The organism is Paraburkholderia caballeronis (assembly GCF_900104845.1).
GTDB classification, from domain to species: domain Bacteria; phylum Pseudomonadota; class Gammaproteobacteria; order Burkholderiales; family Burkholderiaceae; genus Paraburkholderia; species Paraburkholderia caballeronis.
In genome coordinates, this window is record NZ_FNSR01000001.1 from 1958389 (window position 1) to 1981630 (window position 23242).

Genomic DNA, 23242 nt, shown 5'->3' on the forward strand with positions numbered 1-23242 from the left:
ATGACCCCGACTACGCTCGCACCGCGCCGCTGGTGGGCGATCATGCCGATCGTGTTCATCACCTACAGCCTCGCGTATCTGGACCGCGCGAACTACGGCTTCGCGTCGGCGGCCGGCATCAACCGCGACCTCGGCATCAGCGCCGGGCTGTCGTCGCTGATCGGCGCGCTGTTCTTCCTCGGCTACTTCTTCTTCCAGATTCCCGGCGCGATGTACGCGGAACGCCGCAGCGTGCGCAAGCTCGTGTTCGCGAGTCTCGTGCTGTGGGGCGGCTGCGCGGCGCTGACCGGCGTCGTCACGAACATCCCGTCGCTGATGGTCATCCGCTTCGCGCTCGGCATCGTCGAGGCCGCGGTGATGCCCGCGATGCTCATCTTCATCAGCCACTGGTTCACGAAACGCGAGCGTTCGCGCGCGAACACGTTCCTGATTCTCGGCAACCCGGTCACGGTGCTGTGGATGTCGGTCGTATCCGGGTATCTCGTGCATTCGTTCGGCTGGCGTCACATGTTCGTCGCGGAAGGCGTGCCGGCGGTCGTCTGGGCGGTCTGCTGGTGGCTGCTCGTGCGCGACCGGCCGGCCGACGTGGCGTGGCTGACCGACGCCGAGAAGCGCGACCTCGACGCCGCCTTGCGCGCGGAGCAGGCGGCGATCCGTCCGGTGCGCAACTACGCGGACGCGTTCCGCACGCCGGCCGTGATGCTGCTGAGCGCGCAGTACTTCTGCTGGAGCATCGGCGTGTACGGCTTCGTGCTGTGGCTGCCGTCGATCGTGAAGAACGGCTCGTCGCTCGGCATGGTCGAGACCGGCTGGCTGTCCGCGCTGCCGTATCTCGCGGCGACGATCGCGATGCTCGCGACGTCGTGGGCGTCGGACCGCACGCAGCACCGCAAGCGTTTCGTGTGGCCGTTCCTCGCGCTCGGCGCGCTCGCGTTCGCCGCGTCGTATGCGCTCGGCGCGACCCACTTCTGGCTGTCGTACGCGCTGCTCGTGATCGCGGGCGCGGCGATGTACGCGCCGTACGGCCCGTTCTTCGCGATCGTGCCGGAACTGCTGCCGAAGAACGTCGCCGGCGGCGCGATGGCGCTGATCAACAGCATGGGCGCGCTCGGCTCGTTCGTCGGCTCGTACGTGGTCGGCTATCTGAATGGCGCAACCGGCTCGCCTGCGGCATCCTATGCGTTCATGAGCGCCGCGCTTGTCGTCGCGGTCGGCCTCACGCTCGCGGTGAAGTCCCGGCCCGACGACGCCTCCGCGGCCGTCACGCCCCTGCACGGAAAACAACGGACATGAAACCCACAATCGTCGCCTACAAGACCCTGCCTGCCGACGTGTCGGCGTATCTGCGCGAGCACGCGGACGTCGTCGAAGTCGACGCGGACCAGCCGGGCGCGCTCGCGGCCGCATTGCGCGACGCGGACGGCGCGATCGGCGCGAGCGTGAAGATCGCGCCGGCGATGCTCGACGGCTCGCGCGTGAAGGCGCTGTCGACGATCTCGGTCGGTTACGACAACTTCGACGTGGCGGACCTCACGCGGCGCGGCATCGTGCTCGCGCACACGCCGGACGTGCTGACCGAATCGACCGCCGACACGGTGTTCTCGCTGATTCTCGCGAGTGCGCGGCGCGTCGTCGAGCTGGCCGAATGGGTAAAGGCCGGCCACTGGAAGGCGAGCATCGGCCCGGCGCAGTTCGGCGTCGACGTGCAGGGCAAGACGCTCGGCATCGTCGGGCTCGGCCGCATCGGCGGCGCGGTCGCGCGGCGCGCGGCGCTCGGCTTCAACATGCGGGTGCTGTACACGAACCGCAGCCCGAATGCGGACGCGGAACGCCTGTATGGCGCGCGCCGCGTCGAACTCGACGAACTGCTCGCGACGTCGGATTTCGTGTGCCTTCAGGTGCCGCTCACCGACGCGACGCGACACCTGATCGGCGCGGCCGAACTGCGCAAGATGAAGCGCGACGCGATCCTGATCAACGCGTCGCGCGGCGCGACGGTCGACGAGCCCGCGCTGATCGACGCGCTGCGCGACGGCACGATCCGCGGCGCGGGGCTCGACGTGTTCGAGACCGAGCCGCTGCCGGCCGATTCGCCGCTGCTCGCGATGCCGAACGTCGTCGCGCTGCCGCACATCGGTTCCGCGACGCACGAGACGCGCCACGCGATGGCGCGCTGCGCGGCCGAGAACCTGATCGCCGCGCTCGACGGCACGCTGACCCGCAACGTCGTGAACCGCGAGGTGCTCGCGCGATGACGGGCGGCGTCGTTCCGCGGCGCGCGACGATCAGCGACGTCGCGCGCGAGGCGGGCACCGGCAAGACCAGCATCTCGCGGTATCTGAACGGCGAGCTGAACGTGCTGTCGCCGGAACTGCGCGCGCGGATCGAGGCGGCGATCGAACGGCTCGACTACCGGCCGAACCAGATGGCGCGCGGGTTGAAGCGCGGCCGCAACCGGCTGATCGGCCTGTTGATCGCGGACCTCGCGAACCCGTATTCGGTCGAGGTGCTGCAAGGCGTCGAGGCCGCGTGCCACGCGCTCGGCTACATGCCGCTGATCTGCCACGCGGCGAACGAAGTCGAGATGGAGCGCCGTTATCTGCAATTGCTGACCACGTATCGCGTCGAAGGCGTGATCGTGAACGCGCTCGGCGTGCGCGAGGCGACGCTGCGGCCGGTCGGCAGCGGCGGGATTCCGGCGGTGCTGATCGACCGCGCGGTGGAAGGGCTCGACGCGGACGTGGTCGGCCTCGACAACGCGGCGGCCGCGCGGCTCGGCACCGAGCATCTGCTGGCGCGCGGCTACGACGACATCCAGTTCGTCGTGCAGCCGTTCGAGCACGTGAGTTCGCGGCGCGAGCGCGCGCATGCGTTTCGCGCCGCGCTCGACGCCGCGCCGCCCGCGCGCGGCGGCACGCTGGTGCTCGACCTGCAGGACGAGGACGCGGTGGTCCGCGCGTTCGCGACGCTCGACGAGCGGATCGCGGACGCCGCGCGACGCGGCGCGCGCTGCGCGCTGTTCGCGGCGAACGCGCCAGTCGCGCTGCACGTCGCGCTACATCTGAAGGCGCGTTACGGCGTGCAATGGCAGCAGCGGGTCGCGCTGCTGTCGGTCGACGATCCGGACTGGGCCGAACTCGCGGGCATCACGACGATCCGGCAGCCGACGCACGAGATCGGCTATCGCGCGGTCGAATTCCTGAACGAGCGGATCGAAGGCGCGGCGGTCGCGGCGCGCGTGGCGGCATTCGCCGGGGAACTGGTCGTGAGGGCTTCGACCGGCGGTTGAGTGGGCGTCGTGTGGCGCGCAGGAATCGGGCTGTGCGGACTCGATGGCGGATTTCGGCTCGGTCGGCGAGGCCGAGTCGGCCAGGGCTGCGGGCAAGCAGGGCAGGCAAGTTTCCTCGCACTGCCCGATCGCGCATTCGATGCCGCGGCGTCCCGCTGCATACGGCGTTCGCCACACGTCAGGCGGCCTCATATGCGTCCGCGCCCGAATATCTGCGATCATTCGGGCTGCGGCGCGCATCGAGCGCGCCGATCGACGCAAGGAACGTTATGCCGGTAGCCCCCCTCACGCTGATCTGCCTTTCGCTCGCGACGGCGCTCGTCGCACTCGCTCCGATCATCCTTTATCGACGCCTCGCGAAGCCGTTCGCGCTCGACTGGCGCGACACCGTCGCCGGCATCGCGGTGTTCGCGCTGTTCGCGACGGTGATCGAGCGCGCGCTGAACGGCTACGTGCTGCGCGCCGACGGCCCGGCCGCCGCGTGGCTCGCGAATCCGGTCGCGTTCGTCGCGTATGGCGCGCTGGTCGCGGGCGTCTGCGAAGAGGTCGGGCGCTACCTCGCGATGCGGATGCTGAACGGGCGCAGCGGCGTGCGCGGCAACGCGCCGGTGGACAGCACGGGACTCGGCTACGGGATCGGTCATGGCGGCGCGGAGGCGTGGCTCGTCGGCGTGCTCGTGCAGGTGCAGTGGATCACGTTCGCGGTGCTCGCGAACCGCGGCGAACTCGATTCGCACCTGACCAACCTGAGCGTCGATGCGGTGCTGCGCGTGCATCTGATTCTCGCCACGCTGTCGCCGCAGTTCGCGGGCATATTCGTGATCGAGCGCATCGCCGCGCTGGTGTTCCAGCTTGGCCTGTCGGTGCTGATGTGGCGCGGCGTACGCGCGGGCTCGAAGACGATCCTGCCGGTCGCGATCGCCGCGCATGCGCTGATCGATCTGCCCGCCGCGATGTATCAGGCGCGGCTCGTTTCGCTGACGGTCGTCGATGGCGTTTATGTGGCCGCCGCGATTCTCGTCGCGATCGCGCTGTTCAGGGCCTGCCGTTCGAACCGGCCCATCGCGCGCGCCGCATGAGCGCGCGCCGGCCCGGTCCTCTCAACTGAATTCGTGGGAATCGATGGAAGCTTATCTGTACGAATGCGCGAGTCCCGATTTCGAGGAACTCGCGCGCGTGATCGCCGACCTGTTCCCCGAGCAGACGCGTTTCGCCGAACTGCCGGCCGACGACGGCACGCCGCAATTGACGGTCCACTGGGTCGCGATGCGCTTTGGCGCCGCCGCGCGCCGGATGACGATCACCATCGCGATCGCGCCGGCCGCGCTCGCGCGTTATCGCGCGTTGCCGGCGCGGCTGCGGAGCCGCAGCTTCGCGGTGCTGCGCGCGTATGTCGAAGCGACGCTCGGCTCGCTCGAAGAACAGCACGCGAAAGGCGAGAGCGTGCCGCGCGAAGTCGAGATCGCGCTGGACGAAGAGTTTGCGTGATGGGTTTGGGGTTTGGGGTTTGCGTGATGCGTTTGCGTCGGCGCGTTTGCGTCGGCGCATTTGCGTCGGATCACGCGCGGGTGGTGCGCCTGGCGAAGTCAGTCCGCGATGCGATACACCTTCGCGAACCGCGCGGCCTGCACGACGCCATAATCGCCCGGCGCGTACTGCATCACCCAGTCGCCGGCCGCGCCGGTCAGCCGGTCGCCGCCGGTTGCGGAGCGCACGATCGTGAACGGCTCGTCCATCCGTTTCGCGAGCACGACGGCCGGGCGGTTGCGATAGCGGCCCGGCTCGCCGTGTGCGAGTGACGGATCGGCGGGCAGGTACTTCGGATCGAAGCGTTCGCGCGACACGACCCAGCGGTCGCCGGTCGAGCCGGTGATGAGCGCGTCGCCGCGCGCATAACGGTTCGGGCCTTCGAGGCTCATCAGTTCGCCCGTGGCCGGGGCGAATTCGACGGTGACGGTTTCGTCCTTGACGACGCGTTGCGCGGCGGGATCGCTGCGCAGGTCGAGTTGGGTCAGTTCGATCATGAGAGGGCGGTGCGGGTCGTGCGTTCGGCAGGCGTGCTGAAAAGACGACGGCCGGGTCATGGTTCAACCATGGCCCGGCCGTCGCGCGGCCCGCAAGCGTACCGCGAAATCGACCGGCGCGCACGCCGGCCGATCGTCGATGTGGCGCGGGCCGAACGCGCCCGCTGCTGCTAGTGTTGCTTGTTGACGCCAGCGCGCTTATTGCGCGTCGGCGGCGCTGGCCGGCGCGGCTTCGGCCGGCTTCGCGCCGCGCTTGCCGTGATGCGCGCCACGGCGGGCCGGCGGCTGGCCATGCTCGCGGAACGTCGTGTCGGCGAGCGCCTTCTGTTCCGGCGACAGGCTGTTGTACAGCGGCTCGAACGCGCTGACGAGCTTCTGCATGTCGTCCGCGTGGACCTGCGAGATCTGCGCGTACTGCTTCATGTCGTCGAGCGCGGAACGCTTTTCGGTGGCCGCGCGTTGTTGAAACAGTTGGCTCATCGACTGGCCGTTCGCGCGCATCACGTCCGCGAATGCGTTCCACTGCGTTTCCTGCGCCGGCGTGATCTTCAGCGCGGAGTGCAGGTAGGCGATGCGTTCCTCGACGCGCTGTTCGCGATGCGCGGCGGCCGATGCGGCCGTGGGCGCGGCAGCCGGTGCCGCGGTCTGTGCGAACGCACTGCCGATCGACAGCGTGGCGGCAAGAACGACAAAAGCTTTCTTCATTGTTGCTCCTTGAATCGTTTCGTAGCGAGATGGCGCGATGCCTGTTCATCGCAGCCGCTATTAGTACCACGTTATCGCGGCATCGCACCCCGGTTGCGACAACTGCTTACAAACGAAACGCATCGTAAGCCCGCGGTATGTCGCGCGATAATGACGGCACTTCCCTTCACCGTGAGCCTTTGATTCGATGAGACCGCCGCGCCTCGACCAGCTCGACGAACTCGACCGCAGCCTCGTCGCGCTGCTTCAGGAAAACGCGCGGGAGAGCGTCGCGAATCTCGCGCGCCGGCTCGGCGTCGCGCGCACGACGGTGCTCGCGCGGATCGCGCGGCTCGAACGCACGCAGGTGATCGCGGGGTACGGCGTGCGGCTCGGGCAGGACGTGCTCGACGCGAGCATCCAGGCATGGGTCGGCCTCATCATCGGGCCGAAGCACGGCGCGGACGTGCAGAAGCGTCTCGCGAAGATGCCCGAGGTGCAGTTGCTGTGCGCGGTCAGCGGCGAGTACGACTATGTCGCGTGGCTGCGCGCGGATTCGCCGGAGCGGCTGAACGATCTGCTCGACCAGATCGGCGCGATGACCGGCGTCGAACGCACGACGACGTCGATCGTGCTCGCGCGCAAGGTCGATCGCGGCTCGGTCACCGGCTGACGCGCATCGCACGCGGAACGGTGTTTTCGACGTTTTGCAGTATGAGTTCGTCGAAATGACGAAAATACCGGTCGAAACGCAGCATTTTGCGGCTCGCAACTGATTTTGCACCTCCCTAGACTGGAGCCGATACGGGCGCGGCCTGTCCGGACACCAGAACAAAGGAGATGCTCATGAAAGTTGCGATCGCAGGCGCGGGCCTGATCGGCCACACCATTGCGCAGATGCTGCGCGAGACCGGCGACTACGAAGTCGCCGCATTCGACCGCGACGCGCACGCGCTCGACGCCCTCGCGGCGGCCGGCATTCCGACCCGCCGCGTCGATTCGGCGGACGCGGCCGCGCTGCGCGCCGCGTTGCAGGGTTTCGACGTGCTCGTGAACGCGCTGCCGTATTACCTCGCGGTGAACGTCGCGGCGGCCGCGAAGGGCGCGGGCGTCCATTATTTCGACCTGACCGAGGACGTGCGCGCGACGCACGCGATCCGCAGTCTCGCGGACAGCGCGGAGCACGTATTCATGCCGCAATGCGGGCTCGCGCCGGGTTTCATCGGCCTTGCCGCGCATGCGCTCGCGAACCGCTTCACCGGGATCCGCGACGTGAAGATGCGGGTCGGCGCGCTGCCGCAGTTCCCGACCAATGCGCTGAAGTACAACCTGACGTGGAGCGTCGACGGACTCATCAACGAGTATTGCCAGCCGTGCGAAGCGATTCGCGATGGCCGGACGCAATGGGTGCAGCCGCTCGAAGGCCTCGAACATTTTTCGCTCGACGGCGTCGAGTACGAGGCGTTCAACACGTCGGGCGGGCTCGGCACGCTGTGCGAGACGCTGGCCGGCCGCGTCGGCGCGCTCGACTACAAGTCGGTCCGTTATCCGGGCCATCGCGACCTGATGCAGTTCCTGCTCGAAGACCTGCGCCTCGCCGACGACCGCGACACGCTGAAGTCGATGCTGCGCCGCGCGGTGCCGTCGACCGGGCAGGACGTCGTGCTCGTGTTCATCACGGTGACGGGGATGCGCGACGGGCAACTGGTGCAGGAGGTGTTCACGCGCAAGGTGTTTGCCGGCACCGTCTGCGGGATGCCGATGAGCGCGATCCAGATCACGACCGCGGGCGCGATGTGCGCGGTGCTCGACCTGTTCCGCGAGAAGAAGCTGCCGCAGGCGGGGTTCGTGCGTCAGGAGCAGGTGCCGCTCGATGCGTTTCTCGCGAATCGCTTCGGACGGCTGTACGACGGCGCGCCGCTCGACGTGCGGGTCGCCGCGTGAGCGTGGCGCGGAGGCAGATGCAATGACGAAAGCCGGCGCTTCAGCCGGCTTTTTTCATGGCGTTTTTCAATCGGCGTTTTTCGCGGGATCGGCGACGATGCGGCGGACCAGCGCGTCGAAATCCGCATTGGTCGGCGCGGTGTTGTCGAATATCAGCAGACCGTCGCATTGCGCATCGGACGGCTCGAAGCGGCGCTGCCGGTATTCGTCCCAGTGCGAGAGCTTGTACGCGTCGCCCGGGTTGGCGCGCCGCTCGATGCGCTCGCGCGCGGCCGCTTCCGACGTCTGCACCCACACGACGCTGACCGCGACCTCGGGGCCGACGCGCAGCCATTCACGATCGAACAGCCGCCGGTCGCGCACCTCGCGCGACAGCGGCCCGACGACGATCGCGCCGACGCCCATTGCGAGGTTCTCGCGCGCGGTGTCGAGCAGCCCCTGATACTCGGGGTCGCGCAGATGCTGGAGGAACAGCGGGCTGTCGCGGTCGTTCGGATCGCCGGTGAGCATGCCCATCACGGCCGCGCTGTAGCGGCCGTACAGCGTGTCCTTGTCGAGCAGGCAGAGCGGTTCGCCAGTGGCCTGCGCAAGCGGCGCGGCGAGTCGTTTCGCGAGCGTGGTCTTGCCGGTGCCGGCGTGTCCGCAGACGAACACCAGCCGCGTCACGTGCGGGTGTCCCGGGTGTCGCCGCCCGATGTGCTGTTGGTGTCGCCGTCGAGGAGCTTGCCGTTCGCTTCGAGCCACATCACGTTGATGATGCCGAAGCCGAGCGCCACGCCGATGCCGAGAATCCACGAGAAGTACCACATCGCGCTGTCTCCTGTCGATCGGAGTTAGCGCTTTAGCGCTTACTCCGATCCCATGCAAAGCGGTCGATCGGAGTTAGCGCTTCAGCGCTTACTCCGGTCCCATGCAAAGCGGTCGATCGGAGTTGGCGCTTCAGCGCTTACTCCGGTCCCATGCAAAGCTGCCGATCGGAGTTAGCACTTCGCTTCAGCGCATACCCCGATCCCATAAAGACGGTTGCCGTTGTACCTGGCGTTCCTGCCGTGATTCCGGCGAACGACGCCGGACGATGCGGACAAGCATATACCATCGATCCGGAGCGCGACCAGCCGCGAGGCGGGGCAGAGCCGGGTCATGCCTGCCGGATGATCGACGACGGTTGACGCGCGCCTTCCGATGCACGGTCTAGCAGGCGTTTGCGCGAACCGCCCAGCCTGCAACGCCCAACCCGCAACGATCGTGCGCCCACCCACGCAAGCCGCCGCTCGCCGCGGCCGCCCGGCCCGCGCGGCGGTTATCATGGGCGCGGGTCGCGGTCGCGCGGCCGCCGCGTCATCCGGGGGGAATCCGCCTATGCGTCCACACACGGTCGCCGCGTTCGCGCTCGTCGTCGTCACGCTGGCCGGCTGCGCCGAGTCGCCCGCGCCGCCGGTGCCGTTCCGCCCGGTGCCGGCCGACCGGATCGTCGCCGCCGGCTTCACGCAGCCCGGCGACGGCCTCGTGCTCGTGGACGTGCGCCGCGAGCGGTCAGCGAACGTCATCGTCCGGTTTCGCGCCGCGCCGGTCTATGTCGACGGCGAGCGCGTGGCCGACTTGATGAACGGCGAGCATCTCGTGCTGTACCTGAAGCCGGGCGAGCATCGGATCGGCGTGTCCACGCAGTTCGATCCGGTCGTCGAGATCCGGTTCGTCGTCGATGCGCGCCGCGTGAACCGCGCGAGCGTCGGGTTCGACGCGGACGACCGGGTCGCGATCCGCCGCGTCGCGCGCTGAGCCGGCGGCGTGCGGCAGCGGCGGCCATGGCGGCCGGCGTGGGCGCGGCGAACGCCTGAACGCCCCGGGCGCCGCAATCGGCGTCGCCGCGCGGAACCCCTTAAACTGGCGGCCGATGCGTATTCGACGCACCCCCGCAACTCACCCCATCATTGCGCGTGCAACGCGCGCGCTGGCAGGACAGGACGACATGCTCATCAATTGCGCCGCGTATCAGGGCGGCAGAAAACTGGCCGACGTCGCGATCCCGGACATCAGCGACTATCTGTCGAAGCCCGAGTGCTTCGTGTGGGTCGCGCTGAAGGACCCGGACGCGGGCGAGATGGCCGCGATGAAGGAGGAGTTCGGGCTGCACGAACTCGCGATCGAGGACGTGATGAACGGCAACCAGCGGCCGAAGATCGACGAGTTCGGCAACACGCTGTTCGCGGTGCTGCACACGATCGAACTGGACGACGACGGCGAACTCGTCACGGGCCAGGTGAACGTGTTCGCCGGGCCGAACTTCGTGCTGTCGGTCCGGCATCGCGCGCAGCAGGGTTTTCGCGACGTGCGCGCGCGCTGCGAGCGCGAGCCGGAACTGCTGAACGAGGGCGCGGGTTTCGTGCTGTATGCGCTGATGGACAGCGTGGTCGATCGCTACATGCCGGTGATCGAGGCGCTCGCGAACGAGATCGACGAACTGGAGGACCGCATCTTCGAGAAGCAGACGCTCGCGGCATCGCGCGCGATCATCGAGGACCTGTACTCGCTCAAGCGCCGCCTCGTGATCTTGCAGCACCATGTCGCGCCGCTCGTCGATGCGGTCGGCAAGCTGGTCGGCGGCCGCATTCCGCAGATCTGCGTCGGCATGCAGGCGTATTACCGCGACGTGTACGACCATCTGGTCCGGGTCGCGAACTCGATCGACGCGCGCCGCGAGATGGTCGTCACCGCGGTGCAGGTGAACCTCGGCATGATCTCGCTCGCGGAGAGCGAGGTGACGAAGCGGCTCGGCTCGTTCGCCGCGCTGTTCGCGGTGCCGACGATGATCGCCGGCATCTACGGGATGAACTTCCAGTACATCCCCGAGCTGCACTTCCGTTTCGGTTATCCGCTGTGCATTGCGATGATGGTCGTGATCGACGTGGTGCTGTTTTTCCTGTTCCGCCGCGCCAGCTGGCTGTGACGGTCGCGCGCGCGGACCGGACCGCGCGCGTCGGGCCGCCGCATGCGCTGTGTGCGCAGCAGCACCGCCTGGCGTTGACACCGCGAACGCCGCGCGCCGAGAATGGGTGCGCGACAACGTTTTCCACGCGCCGCGCACGCTGTTCCGCATCCTCTACGGGTTCGCCCGGAGCCCCGCCGCCGCGGGGCGGATCCACGGGCGGACAGGCCGACAAAAAGACGAACCACCAGGAGACTGCCACGATGGAATCCCGCTATCGCCGCCGCGTCGTCGCGGCCGCCGTCGCGCTCTGCGCGGCCGCCGCGCTGCCGCTTGCCGCGCAGGCGCAGCAGCCGGCCGGCGGCAAGCCGAAGGTCGCGCTCGTGATGAAGTCGCTTGCGAACGAGTTCTTCCTGACGATGGAGACCGGCGCGAAGGACTACCAGAAGCACAACGCGTCGACGTTCGACCTCGTGACGAACGGCATCCGCAACGAGACCGACACCACCGCGCAGATCCAGATCGTCGAACAGATGATCGTGTCGAAGGTCGATGCGATCGTGCTCGCGCCAGCCGATTCGAAGGCGCTCGTGCCGGTCGTGAAGAAGGCGGTCGACGCCGGGATCATCGTCGTCAACATCGACAACCGGCTCGACCCGGACGTGCTGAAGTCGAAGGACCTGAACGTGCCGTTCGTCGGCCCGGACAACCGCAAGGGCGCGCGCCTCGTCGGCGACTATCTCGGCAAGCGGCTGAAGGCGGGCGACGAGGTCGGCATCGTCGAGGGCGTGTCGACGACGACCAACGCGCAGCAGCGCACCGCCGGCTTCAAGGACGCGATGCAGGTCGTCGGCGCGAAGATCGTGTCGGTGCAGTCCGGCGAATGGGAGATCGACAAGGGCAACGCGGTCGCGTCGGCGATGCTCAACGAATACCCGAACCTGAAGGCGCTGCTGTGCGGCAACGACAACATGGCGATCGGCGCGGTGTCGGCGGTGCGCGCGGCGGGGCGCCAGGGCAAGGTGCTCGTGGTCGGCTACGACAACATCGACGCGATCCGGCCGATGCTGAAGGACGGCCGCGTGCTCGCGACCGCCGACCAGTTCGCGGCGAAGCAGGCGGTGTTCGGCATCGACACGGCGCTGAAGGCGCTTTCCGGCCACAAGAAGCAGTCGGAGTTGTCCGGCGTCGTCGAAACGCCGGTCGTGCTCGTGACGAAGTGAGGAGGTCCGGCGTCGTAGTCCGGCGGCCATATCGCCGTCGTGATGTCTGAAATAAATGCTCAAGAAAAGCGCCGCGCGGCCGTTATTTGATACGTAACGACCATGCGGCAAAGCGCCGGCGAAGCGTTGGCAAAGCGTTGGCCGAGCCCGGCGGCGTCGCCGGATGCGGTGCGGGCCGGACCTCGCGCATCGCACGGCGCGGCGGCATGGTTCCGACTCAGCCGGCGCCGCAGAGGCCGCCGGGCTGCCGGGAGCGCGCGCCACGAGCGCGTCGGCGTCCCATGGCACGACCGTGCGCGGCAGGTGGCGCGCGGTTCGCGACAACAGGATCGTGATGGATGCAAACGCCCCCGACGGGCCGTCGTCGTCAGCACCGCCCGTGCTGACCGTGACGGGCGTCGGCAAGACTTACGAGCAGCCGGTGCTTACCGACGTGAGCCTTGCCCTGCATGGGGGCGAGGTGCTGGCGCTCACGGGCGAGAACGGCGCGGGCAAGAGCACGCTGTCGAAGATCGTCGGCGGGCTGGTCGCGCCGGATGCCGGCGCGATGCAACTGCTGGGCCGCCCGTATGAACCCGCGAGCCGCCGCGACGCCGAGGCGCTCGGCGTGCGGATGGTGATGCAGGAGCTGAACCTGCTGCCGACGCTGACCGTCGCCGAAAACCTGTTCCTGAACCGGCTGCCGCACGGCGGCCCGCTCCGTTTCGGCTGGATCGACCGCAGGCGGCTCGACGCCGACGCGCGCACGGCGATGGCGCGGGTCGGACTCGACGCGATCGACCCGGCGACGCCGGTCGGCGAACTCGGGATCGGCCATCAGCAACTGGTCGAGATCGCCCGCAACCTGACCGGCGACACCCGCGTGCTGATCCTCGACGAACCGACCGCGATGCTGACCGGCCGCGAAGTCGCACTGCTGTTCGAGCAGATCGCACGGCTGAAGGCGCGCGGCGTCGCAATCGTCTACATCTCGCACCGGCTCGACGAACTCGCGCGGATCGCGCAGCGCGTCGCGGTGCTGCGCGACGGCCGGCTGGTGCGCGTCGACGCGATCGGCAGCCTGACGCCCGAGAAGATCGTCGCGGCGATGGTCGGGCGCGAGATCGGCGAGCGGATCGACCTTGGCGAGCGCCGCATCGGCGCGCCGCTGCTGAAGGTGGAGGGGATCGGCCGCGGCAGCGTCGTGCGCGACGTGTCGTTCGACGTGCGCGCGGGCGAAATTTTCGGCCTCTCCGGGCTGATCGGCGCGGGCCGCACCGAACTGCTGCGGCTCGTGTACGGCGCGGACCGCCGCGACCGCGGCACGGTCGCGCTTGCGCCGCGCGGCGGCGGCGAGCCGGTCCCGGTGCGCATCGACTCGCCGGTGGACGCGGTGCGCCACGGTGTCGCGCTGATCACCGAGGACCGCAAGGGCGAAGGTTTGCTGCTGCCGCAGCCGGTCGCCGCAAACGTGACGCTCGGCCAGCTGGGCGCGGTGTCGCGCTACGGGATCGTCGACGCGGCGCGCGAAAACGCGCTCGCGCGCCGGCAGATCGACGCGCTGCGGATTCGCACGAGCGGCCCCGCGCAGCCGGTCGCGGAACTGTCGGGCGGCAACCAGCAGAAGGTCGTGATCGCGCGCTGGCTCGCGCGCGACTGCCGGGTGCTGCTGTTCGACGAGCCGACGCGCGGCATCGACGTCGGCGCGAAGTTCGACATCTACGCGCTGATGGGCGCGCTGGCGCGGGAAGGCCGCGCGCTCGTCGTCGTGTCGAGCGACCTGCGCGAGCTGATGCTGATCTGCGACCGGATCGGCGTGATGTCGGCGGGGCGGATGGACGCGGTGTTCGCGCGCGGCGAATGGAGCGAGGATGCGCTGCTCGGCGCGGCGTTCGCCGGCTACCGCAGCCGCGACGCGCTGCTCGGCCACGCGGCGGCCGGCGTGGAGCGCGCGCGATGACCGGCCAGCCGCTGCACGATCCCTCTCAAGCGGGCGCGAAGCCGGCCGGCACGCGCTTCGGGCTGTCGAACTATCTCGGCCTCGGGCTTGCGCTCGTTGCGATGATCGTGCTCTTCTCGCTGCTCAGTTCGCATTTCCTGACCTACGACACGTTCAGCACGATCGCCAACCAGATCCCGGATCTGGTCGTGATGGCGGTCGGCATGACGTTCGTGCTCATCATCGCGGGGATCGACCTGTCGGTCGGCTCGGTGCTCGCGCTCGGCGCGTCGGTGGTCAGCGTCGCCGCGCTGCGCTGGCACTGGCCTGCGCTGCCGGCCGCGCTGCTCGGCGTCGCGGCGGCGGCCGCGGCCGGCACGCTGACCGGCGCGGTCACGGTCGCGTGGCGGATTCCGTCGTTCATCGTGTCGCTCGGCGTGCTGGAGGCCGCGCGCGGCCTCGCGTACCGGATGACCGATTCGCGCACCGCGTACATCGGCGACGCGTTCGACTTCCTGTCGAACCCGATCGCGTTCGGCATTTCGCCGGCGTTCGTCGCGGCGGTCGCGGTGATGGGGGTCGCGCAGCTCGCGCTGACGCGCACGGTGTTCGGCCGCTACCTGATCGGGATCGGCACGAACGAGGAAGCGGTGCGGCTCGCGGGCGTCGATCCCAGGCCGTACAAGGTCGCGGTGTTCGCGCTGATGGGCGCGTTGTCCGGGCTCGCCGCGCTGTTCCAGATTTCGCGGCTCGAAGCGGCGGACCCGAACGCGGGCGCCGGCCTCGAACTGCAGGTGATCGCGGCCGTCGTGATCGGCGGCACGAGTCTGATGGGCGGGCGCGGCTCGGTCATCAGCACGTTTTTCGGCGTGTTGATCATCTCGGTGCTGGCCGCCGGTCTCGCGCAGATCGGCGCGAACGAGCCGACCAAGCGGATCATCACCGGCACGGTGATCGTCGTCGCGGTCGTGCTCGACACGTACCGCAGCCGGCGGCGCAGGCCATGACAGGCAGTTGACGTGAGTTCGGTCCGCGCGGGGTCGCCGGACCGTCGGGGGCAACCGCGGTTCCGGCGCGCGTGCGGCGCGGCCGGAGCGGCGACAGGCGGTAACGAGGCAGGGAGTATCACAGGGAAATGGCGACGATCAAGGACGTGGCTGCGGTGGCGGGGGTGTCGTTCACCACGGTGTCGCATGTCGTGAACAATTCGCGGCCGGTATCGGCCGACGTGCGGGCGAAGGTCGAACTGGCGATCCGCGAGCTGAACTACGTGCCGTCGGCGGTCGCGCGCTCGCTGAAGGCGCGCTCGACGGCGACGGTCGGCTTGCTGGTGCCGAACGGCACGAATCCGTATTTCGCGGAACTGGCGCGCGGCGTCGAGGACGCGTGCGCGGCGAAGGGTTACTGCGTGTTCTTCTGCAATTCGGACGACGATCCGGGCAAGCAGCAGAGTTACCTGCGGGTGCTGCGCGAGAAGCGGATCGACGGCCTCATCGTCGCGTCGGCCGGCGACGACGCGGTGCTCGCGCGGGCGCTGTCGGACGCGAGCGAGCCGATCGTGGTCGTCGATCGCAACATCGAGGGCCTGAACGCGGACCTCGTGCAGATCGATCACGAGCGCGGCGCGTGGCTTGCTACCCGCCATTTGCTGAAGCTCGGGCACGTGCGGATCGGCTGCATCACCGGGCCGGTGACGACGGCGGTCAGCGCGATGCGCGTGCACGGTTTCCTGCGGGCGCTCGCGCAGCGCGGGATCGAGATCGCGGAAGGGGCGATCGTCGAGAGCGACTTCACCGGCGCGGGCGGCTACCAGGCCGCGCAGCGGCTGTTCGACACGGTGCGGCCGACCGGGATCTTCGCGGGCAACGACATGATGGGCATCGGCGCGCTGCGCGCGGCGGCCGAGCGCGGGATCGCGGTGCCGACCGACTGCTCGATCATCGGCTTCGACGACATCGAACTCGGGCATTACACCTATCCGTCGCTGTCGACGGTCGGCCGTTCGGTGCGCGCGCTCGGCGAGATGGCCGCGCACACGCTGATCGAACGGATTTCCGGCATCGCGAAGGCGGCCGGCACGCCGATGCGCCGCCGCGTGGTCGCGCCGCGGCTGCTCGCGCGCGAATCGACCGGGCCGTGGAGCGGCGCGGCCGGGGAAACGTCGCTCGCCGCGGCGTAACCCCGGCGGCGTGCCGCGCGGGCGAGACGACCCGGCGGCGGAGTTTCTGCGAGGAGCGGACATGGCGGCGACAGACGAAGCAGGTCCGGAAGTGGCGGACGTTGACGAAACGGCGCTCGGCGCGCGCCTCGGCCGGGTCGCGGTGGTCGGCAGCCTGAACATGGATCTCGTCGCGCGGGCGCCGCGCCTGCCGCGCCCCGGCGAGACGCTCGCCGGGCACGCGTTCGCGCAGGTCGCGGGCGGCAAGGGCGGCAACCAGGCGGTCGCCGCCGCGCGGCTCGGCGCGGACGTCGCGATGATCGGCTGCGTCGGCGCGGACCCGAACGGCGAGCTGCTGCGCGCGGGCCTCGTCGCGGAGCGGATCGACTGCGCGGCGCTGGAAACCGCCGCGCATGCGTCCACCGGCGTCGCGCTGATCGTCGTGGACGACGCCAGCCAGAACGCGATCGTGATCGTCGCGGGCAGCAACGGCGAAGTGACGCCCGCGACGATCGCGCGGCACGAGGCGGCGCTCGCGCGCGCCGACGTGGTGGTCTGCCAGCTTGAGACGCCGCCCGACGCGGTGCGCGCGGCGCTCGCGACCGCGCGCCGGCTCGGCAAGACGACGATCCTGAACCCCGCGCCGGCGACCGGGCCGCTGCCCGACGACTGGCTGCCGCTGGTGGACTGGCTGGTGCCGAACGAACTGGAGGCGGCCGCGCTGACCGGGTTGCAGGTGACCGTGCCGGGCGAGGCCGCGCAGGCGGCCGTTGCGCTGCGCGGCGCGGGAGCGAACAACGTGCTCGTGACGCTCGGCGCGCAGGGCGTCTGCGTGCTGATCGGCGACGCGCCGGCCGAGCACTGGCCGGCCCCGCGCGTCGCGGCTGTCGATACGACCGCGGCCGGCGACACCTTTATCGGCGGTTTCGCCGCGCGGATCGCGGCCGGCGTCGAGCCGCGCGACGCGATCCGCTTCGCGCAGCGCGCAGCGGCGCTGTCGGTCACGCGCGCGGGCGCGCAGCCGTCGATTCCGACGCTCGACGAACTCGCGTGACGGCGTTTTTTCCGCACTTCTTCCCGCTGCTTTCCGCCGCTTCCCGCTGCTTCCCCCGCAATATTCTTTTTGCATCTTTTTTTGCCTGCGACTAGATAGTTTCCCTACGGATGCGCCTGTCAAGGCGATAGAAAGCGTTGCCGTAAACGTATTCAGGACGTCGGACGCTGCGCGGGACCGGCGCCTGGCGGCGGACTCGCTGCGCGTTCGCTGTCACGACAACAAGCCGACCAGGCCAACAGGCACTACGTGGTGGGGACGACGATGAACAAGGGCATCACGATCAAGGCGCGGATCGGGTTGGCGATGGCGTTTCTGGCCGCGCTGGTCGTCGCGATCAGCGTGCTCGGCCTGCTGGGCCTCACGCGCTCGAACAACGCGAACCGCGACACCTTCACCGAGCGGATGCCGGCCGCGATCGCGGTCGCGTCGGCGGAGCTGTATGCGTCGCGCGAGCGGCTCGTGCTCGACCGCGCGGCGTTCCTGATCGGCACGCCGGAAGTCGACGCGACGCTCGCCCGCGCGCGGATGATGCGCGGGATCTCGGACGACTGGTGGAAGAAGTTCCTCGACCTGCCGCGCAGCGCGGAGGGCGACCGGCTCGCGCAGACGGTGTCGGCGCGACGCGACGCGCTGCATGCGGCGGCGGATGCGTTCGCGGCGACCGTCAAGGCCGGCGACACCGCGAGCGTCGTGCCGGGCGCGAGGGCGCTGCAGGCGGCATACGACGGGCTCTCGAAGGCCGACGAGGAACTGAACCGCTATCAGACCGCGCACGCGCAGACCAGCTTCGACGACGCGCAGGCCGCGTTCTCGCAGTTGCGCATCGCATGCATCGCCGCGATGGTCGCGGGCATCGCCGGGGCGGCGCTGTCGTTCGTGTGGCTGCGCCGCGCGATCGCGCGGCCGCTCGCGGACGCGCTCGGCCACTTCGACGCGATCGCGGCGGGCGACCTGCGGCGGCCGGTCGTCGTGCACGCGCGCGACGAGATGGGCGAACTGCTCGCCGGCATCGCGAAGATGCAGCGCAGCCTGATCGACACCGTGCGCGCGGTGCGCTCGGGCAGCGAGTCGATCGCGACCGCGACGCGCGAGATTTCGGCGGGCAACCTCGACCTGTCGTCGCGCACCGAACAGCAGGCGTCGGCGTTGCAGCACACCGCGTCGAGCATGGATGAACTGACCGGCACGGTGAAGCAGAACGCCGACAACGCGCGCCAGGCGAGCGGGCTCGCGGCGACCGCGTCGGAGATCGCGAACCGCGGCAGCGCGGTCGTCGACCAGGTGGTCGGCACGATGGGCGACATCAACGACAGCTCCGCGAAGATCGCGGACATCATCACGATCATCGAGGGCATCGCGTTCCAGACCAACATCCTCGCGCTGAACGCGGCCGTCGAGGCGGCGCGCGCGGGCGAGGAGGGGCGCGGCTTCGCGGTGGTCGCGGGCGAGGTGCGCGGCCTCGCGCAGCGGTCGTCGGCGGCCGCGAAGGAGATCAAGGCGCTGATCGACGCGTCGGTCGAGCGGGTGCAGGCCGGCTCCGCGCTCGTCGACGAGGCGGGCCGCACGATGGGCGAGATCATCGGCGCGGTGCGGCGCGTGACCGACATCATGGGCGAGATCGCGGCGGCGTCCGGCGAGCAGGCGCGCGGGATCGACGACGTCGCGCGCGCGGTCGCGCAGATGGACGAGGTCACGCAGCAGAACGCGGCGCTGGTCGAGCAGGCGGCCGCCGCCGCGCAGTCGCTGGAGGACCAGGCGGGCCGGCTGCGCGAGGCGGTTGCGGTGTTTCGGGTCGATGACGGTGCGCAGGGGACGGTGGTCAGCGGCGCGCATGAGGTGGGTCGGCCTGCCGCGCGGGCTGTCGTTGCCGGCGCGGCGGCAACGGGCGCGGGGACGGCCGGCGCGGTGTCGCAGCGCGCGGCTGCGACCGCTTCGGCCTCGGCCATCTCGGCCACCTCGGCTGCCTCGGTCATATCCGCCCGTCCGGCTGCTGCCGTTCGCGACCGCTCACCGGCCCCGGCGCGGGCGGCACCGAAACCGCGTCGCCCCGCGCCGGCGCTCGCCGCGGCTCCCGTCGCGGCGAGCGCCGATCACGACTGGGAAACCTTCTGAGCCGCAGCAGCTGCGGACGCCGCCGTCCTGGATGATGGACAGAACCGCCGCAGCGGCAGCCGCGGCGGTTTTTTTATGCGCTTCGGTGACCCGACGCACGCTGCCGCACGAAGGTTCCGGTACATTGTCGGGCGCGGCGTCGTCGCGGGGCGATGCCTGCCGATGCGGCGATCCGCGCGCGGTACACTGCGCGTTGACCGGACGCAGGCGTCGCGCGGGGCCGGCCGCGCTGCCGCGTCACGCACCCAGGGGTAGCGTCCGGACCGGCGCGCAACGTCGCGCCGGCCGCGGCGCCGTACAACAAAAGGACTCGGATATGACGCATGACGATCTCGCGCAACGCCTCGTGAATGCGCGCCGCCGGCATCACCTGATCGAATCGGTCGCGCCGGAGCGCCTGCCGCCCGACGCCGCGACCGCGTATGCGATCCAGCAGGCGGTGATTGCCGGGCTCGGCACGACGACCGGCGGCTGGAAGATCGGCGCGCGCACGCCGGGCGGCGAAGTGTCCGGCGCGCCGATTCCCGCGCCGCTCGTCCAGGCGTCGCCGGCGCGCGTCGAGCGGCATGCGTTCTTTCGCGTGCTCGTCGAACTGGAGATCGCGTTTCGTTTCGCCGCGCCGATCGCGCCGCGCGCGGACGCCTATGCGCGCGACGAAGTGCTCGCGCAGGTCGGCCAGATCCTGCCGGCGATCGAGATCGTCGACAGCCGCTTCGCCGAATGGCCGAACGTCGCGCCGCTTGCGCAGCTCGCCGACGCGCAGAACAACGGCGCGCTCGTGACCGGTCACGCGCTGCCTTATGCGACGCTCGCGCGTTCGCTCGACTTCGTCGCCCCCGAACTCGAACTGTCGTTCGACGGCGTGTCGCTCGTGCCGGAAGCGACCGGCAACCCGGCCGGCGATCCGCGCGAGTTGCTCGTCTGGTTCGTCAACCATTGCGCGGCGATGGGCATCACGATCGAGCCGGGCTGGACCGTGACGACCGGCTCGTATGTCGGCGCGCACCGGATCGACGGCCCCGGGCTCCTGCATGGACACGTCGACGGCCTCGGCGAAGTCGAAGTCCAGTTCGTCTGATCGCTTCGCGGTGCGCGCGTCGCAGCCCGGCGCGCGCCGCTTCTTCTGTTCATTGCTTCGTCCCGCTTCTTCGTCCTCCCTCTTCGTTCCGCTTCTTCGTTCCGCTGCTTCGTCCCGCTTCTTCGTTCCACTTCCTCGCGCCACTTTCCGTTTGTTCCGCCCGCCGGCCAGCAGACGTCACTCAACGGGCGCATTGTTTCTGTCTCCGATCCAGTTCGACGCACGTTGCGCGTTCACGCAGCGCGTGCGCATGAATGCTTCGTGCGTGACTCAATGCGTGCGTCATGTTCGCTTCACGTTCGTATTCGCATCGGCGTGACACGCGTTTCGCGTTCGGGGCGCCCAGCGCATCGGCATAAAGCCACTACTCGCGAAAGGGAGTAACGCACCGCGTGCGGCGTCGACGTGCGCGTGCGCGGCAGCCCACCGACGCGCGTACATACGACGCGTAAGAAAGAAAAAATGTTGGTACGCAACGACAGCATCGAACAAAAAACATTTCGTTCGCCGAGCGTCGTTACGCGACGCCGATAGATGTTTCGGCGTCCGGCAAAGACGCGCGGCGCGTGCCGCAGCGTCGGAAACCGCTGCGATGTGGGCGGCCCGGTCTGAAAATTGCACAGCGGCGAAGCGGTGCCTGGTGAGGTCGTGTCGGACATCGTTCGGATAGGGGTTTTGACGGTCCGGGTCCGGCGCGAATTTGCAGTGAAAAAAAATTTGAAAAGGTTTAGGATGAATTCGAGCGATGTCGTTTCCCGATAGCGCGCCGCGCACGACATCGGTCGCAGACTTCGGCGAGGAGGTAGCATGGATATCTACAGCAGCTTCGCGACCCGCTTCGAAAAAACGCGAGAGGAGGAGTTCTCGCTTGAGGAGTATCTCGCGCTCTGCAAGGAAAATCCCAGTGCGTATGCCACGGCGGGCGAACGCATGCTGACGGCGATCGGCGAACCCGAACAGATCGATACACGTAACGATCCGCGCCTGTCGCGCATCTTTGCGAACAAGGTCATCAAGGTTTATCCCGCATTCCGCGAGTTCTACGGCATGGAGGACGTGATCGAGCAGGTGGTCTCGTACTTCAGGCACGCGGCGCAAGGACTCGAAGAGAAGAAGCAGATCCTGTATCTGCTCGGCCCGGTCGGCGGCGGCAAGTCGTCGATCGCCGAGCGTCTCAAGCAGTTGATGGAACGGGTGCCGTTCTACTCGATCAAAGGCTCGCCGGTGAACGAGTCGCCGCTCGGCCTCTTCGACTACGACGAGGATGGTCCGATCCTCGAAGAGCAATACGGCATTCCACGCCGCTACCTGAAGAGCATCCTGAGCCCGTGGGCGGTCAAGCGCCTGCACGAATACAACGGTGACATCCGCAAGTTCCGCGTGGTGCGCCGTTATCCGTCGATCCTGCGGCAGATCGGCATCGCGAAGACCGAGCCGGGCGACGAAAACAACCAGGATATTTCGTCGCTCGTCGGCAAGGTCGATATCCGCAAGCTCGAACAGTACGCGCAGGACGATGCGGACGCGTACAGCTACTCGGGCGGCCTGTGCCTCGCGAACCAGGGCCTGCTCGAATTCGTCGAAATGTTCAAGGCGCCGATCAAGGTGCTGCACCCGCTGCTGACCGCGACGCAGGAAGGCAATTTCAAGGGCACCGAAGGATTTGGCGCGATCCCGTTCTCGGGCATCATCCTCGCGCACTCGAACGAGTCCGAATGGAAGGCGTTCCGCAACAACCGGAACAACGAAGCGTTGCTCGACCGGATCTTCGTCGTGAAGGTGCCGTATTGCCTGCGCTACTCGGAAGAGATGAAGATCTACGAGAAGCTGCTGCGCAACTCGTCGCTCGCCGACGCGGTGTGCGCGCCCGGCACGCTGAAGATGATGTCGCAGTTCTCGGTGTTGACGCGCCTTGCGGAACCCGAAAACTCCAGCCTGTTTTCGAAGATGCAGGTCTACGACGGCGAGAACCTGAAGGATACCGATCCGAAGGCGAAGTCGTATCAGGAGTATCGCGACTTCGCGGGCGTGGACGAAGGGATGACCGGCGTCTCGACGCGCTTCGCGTTCAAGATCCTGTCGCGCGTGTTCAACTTCGACTCGACCGAGGTGGCGGCGAACCCCGTGCACCTGATGTACGTGCTCGAACAGCAGATCGAGCGCGAACAGTTCCCGCCGGAAACCGAGCAGAAGTATCTGTCGTTCGTGAAGGACGTGCTCGCGTCGCGTTACGCGGAGTTCATCGGCAAGGAGATTCAGACCGCTTACCTCGAATCGTATTCGGAGTATGGGCAGAACATCTTCGACCGCTACGTCACGTACGCGGACTTCTGGATCCAGGATCAGGAGTTCCGCGACCACGACACCGGCGAGAGCTTCGACCGCGCGGCGCTCAACGCGGAGCTGGAGAAGATCGAGAAGCCCGCCGGCATCAGCAATCCGAAGGACTTCCGCAACGAGATCGTCAACTTCGTGCTGCGCGCGCGCGCGTCGAACGCCGGCAAGAACCCCGCGTGGATCAGCTACGAGAAGCTGCGCGTGGTGATCGAGAAGAAGATGTTCTCGAACACGGAAGAACTTCTGCCGGTGATCTCGTTCAATGCGAAAGGATCGGCGGAAGAGCAGCGCAAGCACGAGGACTTCGTGAACCGGATGGTCGCGAAGGGTTATACGCCGAAGCAGGTGCGGTTGCTGTGCGACTGGTATCTGCGCGTGCGCAAGTCGTCATGAGCGACACCGCCGACACCGACGACGCGGCTTTACCGGCCGCGACCGCCGCCCGCCGGCGGCGTGCGTGGGCTTCCGGCGGGGCGCGGGCTGCATGGCCAT

Annotated in this window: 21 protein-coding genes; 17 read left to right on the plus strand and 4 right to left on the minus strand. The window is 68.7% G+C overall.

What is annotated here, in order from left to right; genetic code table 11:
* From BLV92_RS08690 to BLV92_RS08710, 5 genes are all read left to right on the plus strand, one after another.
* The gene (locus BLV92_RS08690; RefSeq protein WP_090544086.1) at positions 1-1293 is read left to right on the plus strand and encodes an MFS transporter; all 1293 of its coding nucleotides are present in this window, start codon (positions 1-3) and stop codon (positions 1291-1293) included.
* A complete protein-coding gene (locus BLV92_RS08695; protein WP_090544088.1) occupies positions 1290-2255 on the plus strand; it encodes an NAD(P)-dependent oxidoreductase in 966 nt (321 codons plus the stop codon). Before BLV92_RS08690 ends, BLV92_RS08695 begins: the two co-directional genes overlap by 4 nt.
* The gene (locus BLV92_RS08700; protein ID WP_090544090.1) at positions 2252-3289 is read left to right on the plus strand and encodes a LacI family DNA-binding transcriptional regulator; all 1038 of its coding nucleotides are present in this window, start codon (positions 2252-2254) and stop codon (positions 3287-3289) included. The genes BLV92_RS08695 and BLV92_RS08700 overlap by 4 nt, the downstream gene beginning before the upstream one ends.
* 269 nt (positions 3290-3558) lie before the next feature.
* Positions 3559-4368, plus strand: coding sequence for a YhfC family intramembrane metalloprotease (locus BLV92_RS08705; RefSeq protein ID WP_090544091.1), 810 nt, complete (start codon positions 3559-3561; stop codon positions 4366-4368).
* A gap of 43 nt (positions 4369-4411) precedes the next feature.
* Positions 4412-4777, plus strand: a complete 366-nt coding sequence (locus tag BLV92_RS08710; RefSeq protein WP_090544093.1) for a DUF3022 domain-containing protein — start codon at positions 4412-4414, stop codon at positions 4775-4777.
* Positions 4778-4875: 98 nt separating this feature from the next.
* Here the strand turns inward: BLV92_RS08710 and BLV92_RS08715 are convergent, their stop codons facing one another.
* On the minus strand, positions 4876-5313 hold the full coding sequence (locus tag BLV92_RS08715) for a PGDYG domain-containing protein (protein WP_090544095.1): 438 nt from the start codon (positions 5311-5313) through the stop codon (positions 4876-4878).
* A gap of 198 nt (positions 5314-5511) precedes the next feature.
* Positions 5512-6018, minus strand: coding sequence for a Spy/CpxP family protein refolding chaperone (locus tag BLV92_RS08720; protein WP_090544097.1), 507 nt, complete (start codon positions 6016-6018; stop codon positions 5512-5514).
* Positions 6019-6205: 187 nt separating this feature from the next.
* Between BLV92_RS08720 and BLV92_RS08725 the strand changes: the two genes are divergently transcribed.
* Together BLV92_RS08725 and BLV92_RS08730 are read left to right on the plus strand one after the other, a co-directional pair.
* Positions 6206-6670 carry an Lrp/AsnC family transcriptional regulator gene (locus BLV92_RS08725; protein WP_090544099.1) on the plus strand — a complete coding sequence of 155 codons (465 nt, stop codon included), beginning with the start codon at positions 6206-6208 and terminating at the stop codon, positions 6668-6670.
* A gap of 173 nt (positions 6671-6843) precedes the next feature.
* A complete protein-coding gene (locus BLV92_RS08730; RefSeq protein ID WP_090546933.1) occupies positions 6844-7941 on the plus strand; it encodes a saccharopine dehydrogenase family protein in 1098 nt (365 codons plus the stop codon).
* A 66-nt stretch (positions 7942-8007) separates the two neighbouring features.
* Here the strand turns inward: BLV92_RS08730 and BLV92_RS08735 are convergent, their stop codons facing one another.
* Positions 8008-8607 (minus strand): P-loop nucleotide/nucleoside kinase family protein, encoded by a 600-nt coding sequence (locus BLV92_RS08735; protein ID WP_090544101.1) that lies wholly within the window; start codon positions 8605-8607, stop codon positions 8008-8010.
* On the minus strand, positions 8604-8750 hold the full coding sequence (cydX, locus tag BLV92_RS08740; RefSeq protein ID WP_090544103.1) for a cytochrome bd-I oxidase subunit CydX: 147 nt from the start codon (positions 8748-8750) through the stop codon (positions 8604-8606). Before cydX ends, BLV92_RS08735 begins: the two co-directional genes overlap by 4 nt.
* 550 nt (positions 8751-9300) lie before the next feature.
* Here cydX and BLV92_RS08745 point away from each other — a divergent pair.
* The 10 genes from BLV92_RS08745 (at position 9301) to BLV92_RS08790 (ending at position 23143) form a co-directional block, all read left to right on the plus strand.
* Positions 9301-9720 (plus strand): hypothetical protein, encoded by a 420-nt coding sequence (locus BLV92_RS08745; protein WP_243842409.1) that lies wholly within the window; start codon positions 9301-9303, stop codon positions 9718-9720.
* Positions 9721-9910: 190 nt separating this feature from the next.
* A complete protein-coding gene (corA, locus tag BLV92_RS08750; RefSeq protein ID WP_090544105.1) occupies positions 9911-10888 on the plus strand; it encodes a magnesium/cobalt transporter CorA in 978 nt (325 codons plus the stop codon).
* Between the two features lie 242 nt (positions 10889-11130).
* Positions 11131-12090, plus strand: a complete 960-nt coding sequence (locus tag BLV92_RS08755; protein ID WP_090544107.1) for a sugar ABC transporter substrate-binding protein — start codon at positions 11131-11133, stop codon at positions 12088-12090.
* 334 nt (positions 12091-12424) lie between these two features.
* The gene (locus BLV92_RS08760; protein WP_090546934.1) at positions 12425-14029 is read left to right on the plus strand and encodes a sugar ABC transporter ATP-binding protein; all 1605 of its coding nucleotides are present in this window, start codon (positions 12425-12427) and stop codon (positions 14027-14029) included.
* Positions 14026-15015 (plus strand): ABC transporter permease, encoded by a 990-nt coding sequence (locus BLV92_RS08765; protein ID WP_090544109.1) that lies wholly within the window; start codon positions 14026-14028, stop codon positions 15013-15015. Before BLV92_RS08760 ends, BLV92_RS08765 begins: the two co-directional genes overlap by 4 nt.
* A gap of 128 nt (positions 15016-15143) precedes the next feature.
* Positions 15144-16187, plus strand: a complete 1044-nt coding sequence (locus BLV92_RS08770; RefSeq protein ID WP_090544111.1) for a LacI family DNA-binding transcriptional regulator — start codon at positions 15144-15146, stop codon at positions 16185-16187.
* Positions 16188-16248: 61 nt separating this feature from the next.
* The gene (rbsK, locus tag BLV92_RS08775; RefSeq protein ID WP_090544113.1) at positions 16249-17220 is read left to right on the plus strand and encodes a ribokinase; all 972 of its coding nucleotides are present in this window, start codon (positions 16249-16251) and stop codon (positions 17218-17220) included.
* A gap of 264 nt (positions 17221-17484) precedes the next feature.
* On the plus strand, positions 17485-19335 hold the full coding sequence (locus tag BLV92_RS08780; protein WP_090546936.1) for a methyl-accepting chemotaxis protein: 1851 nt from the start codon (positions 17485-17487) through the stop codon (positions 19333-19335).
* Between the two features lie 316 nt (positions 19336-19651).
* Positions 19652-20413: a 2-keto-4-pentenoate hydratase gene (locus BLV92_RS08785; protein ID WP_090544115.1), complete on the plus strand. Its 762-nt coding sequence runs from the start codon at positions 19652-19654 to the stop codon at positions 20411-20413.
* Positions 20414-21220: 807 nt separating this feature from the next.
* Entirely contained in the window at positions 21221-23143 is a 1923-nt protein-coding gene (locus BLV92_RS08790) for a PrkA family serine protein kinase (protein WP_090544117.1), read from the plus strand.
* Positions 23144-23242 lie beyond the last annotated feature (99 nt).